General features: G+C 33.2%; 8 protein-coding genes and 1 pseudogene. 8 read left to right on the forward strand and 1 reads right to left on the reverse strand.

The annotated features are described in order from the left end of the window. Positions 1-62 precede the first annotated feature (62 nt). Entirely contained in the window at positions 63-1175 is a 1113-nt protein-coding gene (locus B9Y54_RS05410) for a lactate oxidase (protein WP_234987830.1), read from the reverse strand. Between the two features lie 575 nt (positions 1176-1750). Between B9Y54_RS05410 and B9Y54_RS05415 the strand changes: the two are divergent. From B9Y54_RS05415 to ppdK, 8 genes and pseudogenes are all read left to right on the forward strand, one after another. Further along, positions 1751-2835: pseudogene (locus B9Y54_RS05415) on the forward strand (DUF871 domain-containing protein). 230 nt (positions 2836-3065) lie between these two features. Then, a complete protein-coding gene (locus B9Y54_RS05420) occupies positions 3066-3959 on the forward strand; it encodes a metallophosphoesterase (RefSeq protein WP_085559317.1) in 894 nt (297 codons plus the stop codon). Positions 3960-4280: 321 nt separating this feature from the next. Next, complete coding sequence (locus B9Y54_RS05425; RefSeq protein ID WP_085559318.1) at positions 4281-5213, forward strand: ABC transporter ATP-binding protein; 933 nt, start codon at positions 4281-4283, stop codon at positions 5211-5213. Continuing rightward, positions 5210-6034: an ABC transporter permease gene (locus B9Y54_RS05430; RefSeq protein WP_085559319.1), complete on the forward strand. Its 825-nt coding sequence runs from the start codon at positions 5210-5212 to the stop codon at positions 6032-6034. Before B9Y54_RS05425 ends, B9Y54_RS05430 begins: the two co-directional genes overlap by 4 nt. 311 nt (positions 6035-6345) lie before the next feature. Then, entirely contained in the window at positions 6346-7440 is a 1095-nt protein-coding gene (locus B9Y54_RS05435; protein ID WP_085559320.1) for a diguanylate cyclase, read from the forward strand. A gap of 198 nt (positions 7441-7638) precedes the next feature. Further along, the gene (locus B9Y54_RS05440) at positions 7639-8274 is read left to right on the forward strand and encodes a CBS domain-containing protein (protein WP_085559321.1); all 636 of its coding nucleotides are present in this window, start codon (positions 7639-7641) and stop codon (positions 8272-8274) included. A 9-nt stretch (positions 8275-8283) separates the two neighbouring features. Next, positions 8284-9111 (forward strand): pyruvate, water dikinase regulatory protein, encoded by an 828-nt coding sequence (locus B9Y54_RS05445; RefSeq protein WP_085559322.1) that lies wholly within the window; start codon positions 8284-8286, stop codon positions 9109-9111. Between the two features lie 31 nt (positions 9112-9142). Then, positions 9143-11761: a pyruvate, phosphate dikinase gene (gene ppdK / locus B9Y54_RS05450; RefSeq protein WP_085559323.1), complete on the forward strand. Its 2619-nt coding sequence runs from the start codon at positions 9143-9145 to the stop codon at positions 11759-11761. Positions 11762-12084: the final 323 nt, after the last annotated feature.

A 12084-nucleotide genomic window follows, 5' to 3' on the forward strand; every position in this document is an offset into this window, starting at 1 on the left:
TGGTAAAGGAAATAGTTTCCTTTGCCGTCTTATTTTATTTAATTAAGAACAATAAGTGGAAATTAAGACCAGGGATAAGGACTCAATGTTGTTTTCTTTATGTCTTCTATTGTTTGCGTACCAGCTAGTTGCATTGTTTTAGCTAATTCATTTTTAAAGAAATCAAAAACCTGGTTTACTCCTTGCGATCCGCCCAGTGCCAAAGAGTAAATGACAGGCCGACCGATGGCAACTAAATCGGCACCTTCAGCAATAGCTTTAAAAACATGAGTCCCTCTTCGAACTCCGCTATCGAATACAACCGGGACTCGCTTGTTGACAGCGTCTGCAACCTCTTTTAAAGAATCAAAAGCAGGCCTTCCACCATCAACTTGCCTTCCACCATGATTGCTAACCCAAACTCCACCAGCACCGGATTCAATCGCTGCATGAGCATCAGTCGCACACTGAATACCTTTTACAAAGACCGGAAGACCAGAATAATCGGCAATGAATTCAACATCACGTGGGCTTAGCGCTTGTTTAGAAGAGCCGTATACGGCATCCATATTTTGACCAACCCCAGATTGGTAAGCAGCTACGATAGGCATACCAAGAGGAAAGACAAAGCCTGTTCGCTTATCCATCTCACGATTTCCACCGATTGTTGCATCAGCCGTCAAAACAATGGATTTCACCCCGTTAGACTTTGCTTCATCTAAAATAGCTCGATTAATTCCATTATCTTTACTCATATAAAATTGGAACCATTGAGGAGCACCATTACCAGCAGCAGAAATTTCTTTAAAGGATTTGTTTGCATAGGAGCTAATGGTAAAGATTGTTTTGCTAGCAGCGACCCCTTTAGCGGTAGCTACTTCTCCATTAACATGTGCTAGTCCATGAGAAGCCACTGGAGCCATAATAATGGGTAGAGAAATATCGTCTCCAAATACAGTAGTGGACATATCGGGTTTCTCAATATCTGCCAAAACTCTTGGTACGATAAGTTTGTGATTAAAAGCAGCAATATTTTGTTCAAGGGTCCATAAATCGCCTGCCCCACTAGAAATATACCCATATCCCCCAGTTGGGATAATGTTACGAGCCATTTCTTCGAGATCATAGGTATTTATGAAATCAATCTTCCCTTCGTTATTAGGAGCTACGTAATTAAGGTTGTTCGATTCTTTCAATTTAACTTCCTCCTTCGTTTATCTAACAGATAGGTGCTTATTAAATCTTTTAGTTTATTATAAAGAATTCAAAAGTAGAAGCAATTTTTTTGATTTCGTTATTAATCGATAGAGTTAAAAAGAAGACACTTTAAATTCTTGCTAAAATAAAGATGTGGCGTATCACGATATTTAATCAACTAGTAAACAATACCTATTTCTTTTAGATAGGGAAACGAATTCGCCTACTGTCATTCTTAGCAACAATGGTGGGATACATTATTAGTCCATTAGTTGTTACGCCCGATTTCATTCTGCTGACAGGTTATACGGATGCTGTGACCCTTACAATTTCACTTATTTTTATAAATAAGTTGCTTGCAGAAAATAATGAACCAATAAAAAGTCAACCGATTAAAGAAGTTGAAAAAGTAGTGTTTTGATGCATAACTAGGATAAGCTTTAAAAAATAAAGAAGAGAAGGTGTGGAGATTAAATAAATTCCTTCCTTCTTTTTTTATTTTACTTTGATATGTTTAAAAGACTGCTTTCCTTTATGATCAATAAAAGAATGTTTAACATTGTTTGATAGAAGGATAAAAAATAGAGGGATTTCTATCTGCCCAGCAAAAAGTACGTTTGAAAGCGATAAAAACTATTTAGATTTAGCAAGTGAATACGCTTCTACACCTGCTTTTATTAGTCTTTTAGAGTTTGAAAGCAATACAACAGAAGTCGTTGAAAAGTTCAAGAAAGTAATAGATTACGCTCATTCAGTGGGGATTGAGGCTATTTTAGATATTAACCCTAATTTATTTGGGTAACTTGGTACCAGTTACACAGACTTAAGCTTTTTTTTAAAAATTGGTGCAGGTGTTATTCGCTTAGATTTAGGCTTCACTGGAGCAAAGGAATTAACGATGACAGAGAACTCAGAGAAATTAAAAATAGAAGTAAATATGAGTGGGGGGGAAAATTATATCGATAACGTGATGAGTAATCGTCCAAATCGAGATTAGTTAATTGCTTCTCCTAACTTTTACCCATAACGTTACACAGGTTTATTTCAAAAACATTTCGAACGAACAACGGCACAATTTAATTAATGCCGTTTGCACACGGCCGCATTTGTAACTGCTGAAAACAATGAGTTCGGTCCTTAGCCAGCACAGCAAGGCTATGTACATTGGAAGAACACCGGCATATGTCTATTCATACGCAAACAACGCATTATAAATTGAGGGATTCCATTGATGATTTACTAATTGGAAATGCCTATGCAACAGAAGAAGAATTAAAAACATTAGCAGAAGCTCATTTAGAATCTTATCCACAAGTAAAAAGGGTATTTAATGAAAATGTAACGGATTCAGAAAAGAAAGTTATTTTAGAAGAAGTTTATTCTTATCGTGGGGATATCTCTGCGTATATGATTCGTCCATCTATGACAAGAGTTCACTACAAAAATGAAAACTTTCCAGCACACCAAACAGACGCTATTAAAAAAGGCGATATTTTAATTTGTAACAATGATTTTGGACAATGCAGAGGGGAAATGCAAATTGCCTTAAAACATATGAAAAATGATGGAACGCTTAATATCATTGGTCATATTCAAGAAGAAGTACTTTTTCTATTGGATTATCTAATGCCTTCAGCTATCTTTAATTTTTCATTATAGAAAGAAGATAAGCAGCAATAAAATTAAGAGATAGAGCAATAGAAAGCCAAATGAAAAGTTCTTTCTTAACGTTACGAGAAGAAGGGTTTTTTTTATTCTATAGAGGTAAGGACTTATTTTATTGGAACTTATCAAACGGCTTATCGTTTTTACTATAAGTGTAGATAAAGTATACTAATGATAATAGAGTGGAGAGGTTAGTTCGTAAATAACGCAAAAGAGGTGAAAGTATGTTTACCGATAGACGCCTAACAGAGGCTTATAAAAATGCTAGAGTAGAATACTTTAACGAAACATCGAAATACATCTTTTTTAGTGATGTCCATAGAGGAAATGGTAGTATGTCAGATGAATTTGCTCGAAACAGAAATATTTATCATCATGCACTAAATTATTATTATGAAAATGGGTTTACTTACGTTGAAGCAGGTGATGGTGATGAGTTGTTAGAATACTCGGACTTTAAATACACAAAAAATGCGCATCGTGAAGTATTCGATGTGATTAAAGATTTTTTTGATGAAGGACGACTGATACGATTATATGGTAATCATGATTTATTATTAAAGAATAAAAAGTATGTTGAAGAAAATTATTATACTAACTATGATGAGTACAATGAAGTTTTTTTTGATTTTCTTAAAGGTTTAAAACCAATAGAAGCCTTAGTGTTAAGAAACTTAGAAACGGGACAAGAAATTTTCACAGTACACGGTCACCAAGGAGATGCACCTAACGATCAATTTGCATTTTTCACAAAGCTTTCTATCAGATGTTTTTGGAGATTTTTACATGGATTTGGAATAAGAAATCCATCAAGCCCTGTAAAAAATGTGACAAAGCGACATAAAATTGAAAAAAATTTTAATAAGTGGATTCAAAAAAATAAAATAGCACTCATTTGTGGACATACACATAGATTTAAGTTTCCAAAAAGTGAAGATCTTCCTTATTTTAATTCAGGTTGTTGTGTTTACCCTACAATTATTACGTGTATTGAACTAACTGAAGGACAAATCCAATTGGTGAGATGGAAAATTAAAATAAACTCTGAAGGAGTGCTAGCAATTGGGAGAGATGTTATGCGAGGTCCTGAGCCGATTGAATCATTTGATATTAGGTAAAGAACTAATGTATTAGTAAGAATGATCTACAATTAGTTTTTTGAAAAATCCTTAATATAAAGATAGTAGCTATTTTTTAATAGGCAGCCGTTTTAAAAAAGAAGAACAAAAAAATAGTTAGTTACAACATGAATGTTTTTTTCATGTTGTTTTTTAAACGATTTATTTCTTAGATTATTCAAGCTTATATTCTTGACATCATTATTTGACGTCTTTATACTGATGCTTGAAGTTACACGTGAGTAACATTAGCAGGGCAGCTTTTCTTCAATTAGCTATCCACTACTCTCTTTGTTAAAGAGAATAAAAGGAGGAAAAAAGATGCAACCAATCATAGAAGTTAAAAACTATACTAAAAAATATGGTGATTTTACCGCAGTTGATGACGTTTCTTTTAGTGTGAAAGAAGGAAGTATCTTCGCTTTTCTGGGACCAAACGGAGCTGGGAAAAGTACAACAATTAACACTCTAGTTACGATGATGGAAAAAACGTCTGGCACGTTAATAATCGATGGAAAAGATGTTTCGACTGAAAAAGATGAAGTAAGAAAAGCAATTGGGGTTGTTTTCCAGACTCAAACATTAGATGAAAAGATGACAGTCACTGAAAACCTGAATATGCATTGTGTTTTTTATGGAGTTCCAAAAAATGAAGTTAAGGATCGTATCCATTTTGTATTAGACTTAGTTGATTTATTAGATTGGAAAGATAAGAGTGTCTCTAATTTATCTGGGGGTATGAAAAGGCGAGTCGAGATTGCTCGTGCACTCTTACATTACCCAAAAGTTTTATTTTTAGATGAACCAACGAGTGGTTTAGATCCTCAAACGCGAAATAAAATGTGGGAGTACATTACAAGATTACAAAAAGAAAAAAATATTACAATCTTTTTGACAACCCACTATATGGACGAAGCAGAAATTTGTGACCATGTTGCAATTATGGATAATGGGAAGATTATGGTGGATGATACACCCGCAAACTTAAAACGTCTTTACACAAAAGATAAAGCGACTGTACAAGTTGAAAATCCAGCTCTATTTGAAGAAACGTTAATAAAAGAAAATTTTTCATTTAAAAAAGAAAAAAACATCTTTCATATAGTTGTTGGTATAGATGACATTCAACAATTCTTAGATTTAATCCAAGTGTTTAAAAATGAAGTGAAAGATTTAGAGATTAAAAAAGGAACGTTAAATGATGTCTTTTTGGAGATTACAGGTAAAGAAATAAGAGAGGAGACGTCAGAATGAGAACTATTTCAGCACTTTGGCTAAGAAATATACGTGGCTTTGTACGAGATAGAGTCAAGCTAGTTACATCGTTAGTTATTCCATTTTTCTTCCTATACGTCTTTAGTTCAATTTTTAAAAACGATCAAGTAGAAGATCCTATAGCCTTTTTATTAGCAGGGATTATTGTTGCAACTGTTTTTCAGACGTCGCTAAATATTGCAACATCTACAATAGATGATACCGTTTCAGGATTTATGAAAGAAATATTAGTAAGTCCAACTAGTCGTTTTAAAGTAGCTCTAGGACAAATGTTATCAGCTGCTACAATTTCAACGGCTCAAGGGATTCTCATTTTAATTATCGGTTTCTTTACAGGATTAAGATTTACTAACTGGGAAACCATTATTTATGTTTTATTTGCATTAATGATGGTTGGGTTAGTCTTTTCAGGATTAGGGTTGTTTTTGGCTTCAAAAGTAAAAAGTGCCTCTACGTTTCAAGTGGTGCAACAAGCAGTAGTATTACCATTCACATTCTTATCAGGAGCCTATATTCCAATAGATTTCTTGCCGAAAGTACTTAAGTTTGTTTCTTACTTTAATCCGATGACGTATACAACAGCTTTTTTCAGAACAATCATGTTAGAAAAAGGTGGATTACCTCAAGAAGACTTATTAAAATTAGGTTTAGTGTTTGATTTAAATGGGTTTATTATAACACCTTGGATGAGTGGTGGGATTATTGCTATTTTTGGAGCACTATTCTTATACCTAGCAACCAATTCATTTGTAAGAGCAGACTTCAATAAAATTTCTCGTAACCCATTAGCTAGTAAATAAAATAATTAAAGACTAAAAAATAATTCTCTACCTTTTTTTATAGAGTCTTATTTTTTATCAAAGGTGAAAAACTAATAGCGATTAATATAAGCCGATTTTAAAAAAATAAAAAACAAAATAAGGAACAAAAATATGTCAGGATAAGCTTAACGTGAAATTAAATCCAACTAAGTAATAGTATAAATTTTTCTACATTGTGCGAAATTAGTCGATATAATTAAATAACTGTAGTATAATTGGAGTACTAACATTATAAAATATTATCTCTATTGAAGAAATAAGGAAGTCAATAGAAAAGAGGTGAATTGCTAATGATATCAACTTATGAGGGATTTTTTTTAAATCTTTGTGTATTGATTTCTTCTCTATTCGTTTATAAACAACTAGCTAGAAGCATCTCTAAAAGTTGCCAAAATAACTACTCATTGGTTAAAAGTGGTATACTAAGCGGTCTATTAGGTATTATTTTGATGCATTTTAGTATTGTAACAGGATTAAATTCGTTTATTGACCTTCGAGTTATTCCTTTGATGCTAACAGTCCTTTATGGTGGTTGGAGGGCAACATTTGTAACATCCGTTATTATTATTATTTTTAGATTTATGATAGATATAAATATCTATTCACTTTCTAATGTTATCTTTATTTTACTTTCGTGGATATTTTTTTATTACTGTTCTAAAAAAATAAAGAATCGTTGGACTTCGGTTGTTGTTATGATAAGTTTAAGTAATATCGTTTATACTTTGCTAGCTATAATCGTTCAATCAATAACAGGTATTAATTATATTTTATTATTGGATTACTGGATTATTTCTATCCTAGGAGGATTAGTTGCAGTTTATATAATGGAATATCTAACTAAAAGCGAACTTTTATTTAAACAGCATAAAGATTTTGCTTTCACTGATCCGTTAACGGGTTTAAATAATGTCCGTAGCTTTGATAGAGCTTTTAATCAAGCAAAAAGTAGACAAGATAAAAGTGTTGCTATTATGATTTTAGACATTGATCGCTTTAAACAAGTGAATGATACTTATGGACACTCAGAAGGCGATGTGGTACTAAGAAAATTAGCAGCTATTTTAAAAATGAGCCAAGGCCCAGAGGATATTGTTTCTAGAAATGGTGGAGAAGAATTTTCAGTTTTAATTCATAATTGTACAAAAGCAGAAGCCTATGAAAAAGCAGAATCATTAAGAAAAATAGTCGAAAATTCATTTTTTGTAATAAAAGATGGAACTGTATCTATTCATATTACCATTTCTATCGGGATTACAATTTATAGTGAGACGACAAAAGAAATAGATCACTTATATACTCATGCCGATCAAGCCCTTTACGCAGCGAAAAAGAGCGGCAGAAATAAAGTTCACTTCTATTCAGAAGATGATCAGTTAAGTTAAAAGAAAATGGAGCTAGGACAAGTTATCTTGTCTTAGCTCCTTATTTTTTTGTAAAATAGAATAGTTTAATGGTGAAAAATAGAATAAAAGAGTCTTATTGGGAGATGAAACAACTAAAAGGTAGGTAAAGGGTTGACAATTCTTTTATTGTGACATACTATATGTCTATTAAGACATACTATATAGAGGAGTTAGCCAATGGACTTAAGTGAACGACAAAAAGAGATTATTGATATTGTAAAAGTAAATGAACCTATTACAGGTGAGAAAATTGCTACGTTACTGGGTTTCTCACGTTCAACATTACGACCTGATTTATCTTTTCTGACCTTGTGTGAATTAGTGATAGCAAAACCTAAAGTTGGTTATTTTTATAATGCACATAAAGTAGTTCCCTTTATTATAAAGGATATAAAAGAAAAAAAGGTAGAAGATGTTATGAGTGTCCCAGTAATAGTAAGTTCCAATACATCTATTCAGGATACTGTAATTAAAATGTTCCTAGAAGATGTAGGCTCAATTTATATTACAGAAAATCATCAACTTGTAGGTCTTGTTTCTAGAAAAGACTTGTTAAAAACAGTTATTGGGAAAATGAGCATTGAAGAAATACCTGTTAGCATGGCAATGACTAGAGTACCTAATGTTGCCTATATATTCAGTAGTGATTCGGTTGAAGTCGCTACAAAAAAATTGTTAGAGCACGAGGTTGATAGTCTTCCAGTTATCGAATCAAATAAAGGGGATGAAATAAAACAGTTAAAAATAGTTGGGAAATTTTCAAAAACAGTAATCAGTCGCTTATTCTTGGCGATTATTAAAAATGAAATGTAGGGGGACCATATGAAACCTTTAACAATTTACCTTATCTCTGATTCAATAGGAGAAACAGGTGAGCAAGTGATACACTCAATTCTTTCTCAGTATTCTATAGAAGTTGAGGGAATTAAAAAATTTACCCATGTAATAACTAAAAAAACAGTAGAAAAAATACTTGCTAATGTATCTGAAGAAGAAAATACAGTTATCTTTTATACATTGGTCCAACAAGAATTAAGGCAATATATCAAAGAATTTTCTGAAAAAAACTCTATTTTCCTAGTAGATTTATTAGGTAATGGTTTAGCTGCAATAGAACAAGCAACCTCTTTAAAACCTTTAGGGGAACCAGGTATCATTAGGAAAATGGATCAAGAGTATTTTAAACGGATTGAAGCAATTGAATTTTCTGTTCGATACGACGATGGTAAAGATCCGAGAGGGATATTAAAAGCAGATTTAGTTATCTTAGGAATATCAAGAACCTCTAAAACACCTTTATCAATGTACTTAGCTAATAAAAATATACGAGTTGCTAATGTTCCGCTTTTTCCTGAATCTGAAGCACCTAAAGAAATTTATCAAATTTCGCCTTCTAAAGTTATTGGTTTAACTAATACTCCTGAAAAATTAAATAGTATTAGAAAAGAACGATTAAAAAATTTAGGATTACCTTCCAATGCAAGTTACGCAGAAATGAACCGTATTTTAGAAGAGCTAGATTACGCTGATAAGATTATGAAAAGAATAGGCTGTTTGGTTATTGATGTTTCTGATAATGCAATAGAAGAAACAGCTAATTTAATTTTCGATTATTTAAAAAAAACGGGTACCTATTTTAATAAAGAATAAAAAACCGATAAAAAAGAAAGAGGTTGAAAAAATGGCTGAAAAATACGTTTATAACTTTAAAGAAGGTAAAAAAGAAATGAAAGAATTACTTGGTGGTAAAGGAGCAAACTTAGCTGAAATGACAAAGCTATCCTTGCCTGTCCCTCCAGGATTCACATTGACTACAGAAAGTTGTAAGCGTTTTTTGTCTGAAGGTCAAACGATTTGGGCTAGTTTAGATAATGAAATAGAGAGTCACTTAAAAGAGCTAGAACAGATAACAAATAAAAAATTTTCAGATAGAGAAAATCCTTTACTTTTATCTGTACGCTCAGGTGCAGCTCACTCGATGCCAGGAATGATGGATACTATTTTAAATTTAGGGTTAAATGATCGCTCAGTCATTGGTCTAGCAAAAACCACTGCTAATGAACGTTTTGCTTATGATAGTTACCGTCGTTTCATCCAGATGTTCTCAGATGTAGTCTTAGAGATTCCTAAAGTACATTTTGAGACAATAATAGAAAAAACGAAGAAAAAAAAGGGAGTCGAATTAGATAAAGAACTTGATGGGAATGATTTAAAAGAGATTGTAAAAAAATACAAAGAAGTTTATTTAAGAGAAACAAAAGAAGAATTCCCACAAGAACCAATAGTGCAATTGAGATTAGCTATTAAGGCGGTATTTGCTTCATGGAATAATCCTAGAGCAGTATTTTACAGAGAAATGCAAGGCATCTCTAAATTAAATGGAACAGCTGTCACTATCCAAGCAATGATTTTTGGGAATAAAGGCGACTCTTCTGGTACGGGGGTAGTTTTTACTAGAAACCCTTTAAATGGTGATAAGAAATTATTTGGTGAGTTTTTATTGAACGCGCAAGGAGAAGATGTTGTTGCAGGCATTCGTACGCCAAATGAAATAGCTGAATTGAAAGTATTGATGCCAAAAGGGTACCAACAATTAAAAGAAGCTGCAAAAACGCTTGAAAATCATTACAAAGATATGCAAGACATCGAATTTACTATTGAAGACAATACGTTCTATTTATTACAAACAAGGAATGGTAAAAGAACAGCCCAAGCAGCTATTTGTATTGCTGTCGATTTACATAAAGAAGGCAAAATAACTAAAGAAGAAGCTTTAATGCGTGTTAAGCCACAACAATTAGAACAATTACTGCACCCTAACTTTGCTTTAAAAGCGATTGAACAAGCAACTCATATAGCAAAAGGACTTGCAGCTTCTCCTGGTGCAGCCTCAGGAAGAATTTGTTTTACCGCTGAAGCAGTAGAAGCAGCTTATGAAAAAGGGATAAAAACTATTTTAGTAAGACAGGAAACGTCTCCTGAAGATATTTCTGGCATGGTGAAGGCAGAAGGAATATTGACAGCCAGGGGTGGAATGACTTCTCATGCTGCAGTAGTCGCTCGTGGCATGGGTAAATGCTGTGTTGCTGGTTGTTCAGAGGTGACAATCAATGAAGAAGAAAAGACGTTAAAATATAAAGGTGGAATTTTATATGAAGGAGACTTGCTTTCCTTAGATGGTTCAACGGGAATGGTCTATCTTGATGATATAGAAAAAACAAAGCCAGCTTTAGGAGGCAAATTCACTGAGTTAATGGGTTGGGTTGACGAAATAAAAACAATGGCCGTTCGAGCTAATGCAGATACACCAGAAGATGCAAAGCAAGCGCTAGAGTTTAAAGCAGAAGGAATTGGACTGATTAGAACAGAGCATATGTTTTTTAAAGAAGATCGTATTTCTTCAGTTAGAAGAGTGATCTTAGCTGGGACTGTTCAAGAACGAGCAAAGGCGTTAGGCGAACTATTGCCTATGCAAAAAGATGATTTTTACCAAATTTATCAAGTCGTGGAAGAACGTCCTGTGACGATTCGCCTGTTAGATCCACCCTTACATGAATTCATACCTGTTAAAGCAGAAGAAATTCGCCAGTTAGCTGAGACGATGTCGCTAAGTGAAGAGAAATTAAAGGACCGCATCACTGAATTGAACGAAGTAAACCCAATGCTGGGACACCGTGGTGTTCGTTTAGGTATAACGTATCCCGAAATTAGTAGAATGCAAGTTAGAGCGATTATGGAAGCGGCTCTCGAGTTTAAGATAATTAGTAAGATTGAGGTCCAACCAGAGATCATGGTTCCGCTAATCAGTGATGTTAAAGAATTGGTCTATATTAAAAAAGAAATAGAAGACGAAATTAAAAAAGTCTTCATAGAGAAGGGCCAAACTCTGACTTACCATATTGGAACAATGATTGAAGTTCCGCGAGCTGCATTAACAGCTGATAAAATCGCAAAAGAAGCTGATTTCTTCAGTTTTGGAACCAATGATTTAACTCAAATGGGCTTTGGTTTTTCAAGAGACGATTCTGGAAGTTTTATTTCTGAATATATAGAGAAAAATATTTTAGAAAAAGGGCCATTTGATACGATTGATCAAGAAGGGATTGGTCAATTAGTAAAAATAGCTATTGAAAAAGGGCGCCAAGCGAAGCCAAACTTTAAAATAGGGATTTGTGGAGAACATGGTGGAGATCCAGCCTCTATTGAGTTCTTCCAACAATTAGGATTAAACTACGTTTCTTGCTCTCCCTTTCGTGTACCAATTGCCCGCTTAGCTGCAGCTCAAGCTGCTATAAAATAGTGTTAAATCAAATAAAAAAAGGGACTAGATGCTTGATTATTAAGTAAATATATCTAATAAAGACAATTCTTATGAAAAATGACTAAGTAAATTTTATTATTTCAAAAATGATTAACTAAAAAAACAGAGCAGACTAAAACTTAGTCTGCTCTGTTTTTGTTCATAAAGAGTAATTTAGGGTAAGAAAGTTTTATTTTAGTTACAGTTTTAAGTGAATACGAGTATACTTTAAGGAAGGAGTTTAAGGAAGAGAGAAAAAATAACTTATTCTATAAAATATAAGGAAGATTGGGCTTTTATTAATAAGAACACGATGTGAATCA

It is taken from the genome of Carnobacterium iners (genome assembly GCF_900177385.1).
GTDB lineage: Bacteria > Bacillota > Bacilli > Lactobacillales > Carnobacteriaceae > Carnobacterium_A > Carnobacterium_A iners.

Excerpts from the sequence above, each read along its gene's own strand:
- B9Y54_RS05430 (WP_085559319.1), top strand. The coding sequence starts at position 5,210 with ATGAGAACTATTTCAGCACTTTGGCTAAGAAATATACGTGGCTTTGTA.
- ppdK (WP_085559323.1), top strand. The coding sequence starts at position 9,143 with ATGGCTGAAAAATACGTTTATAACTTTAAAGAAGGTAAAAAAGAAATG.
- B9Y54_RS05425 (WP_085559318.1), top strand. The coding sequence starts at position 4,281 with ATGCAACCAATCATAGAAGTTAAAAACTATACTAAAAAATATGGTGAT.
- B9Y54_RS05420 (WP_085559317.1), top strand. The coding sequence starts at position 3,066 with ATGTTTACCGATAGACGCCTAACAGAGGCTTATAAAAATGCTAGAGTA.
- B9Y54_RS05435 (WP_085559320.1), top strand. The coding sequence starts at position 6,346 with ATGATATCAACTTATGAGGGATTTTTTTTAAATCTTTGTGTATTGATT.
- B9Y54_RS05440 (WP_085559321.1), top strand. The coding sequence starts at position 7,639 with ATGGACTTAAGTGAACGACAAAAAGAGATTATTGATATTGTAAAAGTA.
- B9Y54_RS05445 (WP_085559322.1), top strand. The coding sequence starts at position 8,284 with ATGAAACCTTTAACAATTTACCTTATCTCTGATTCAATAGGAGAAACA.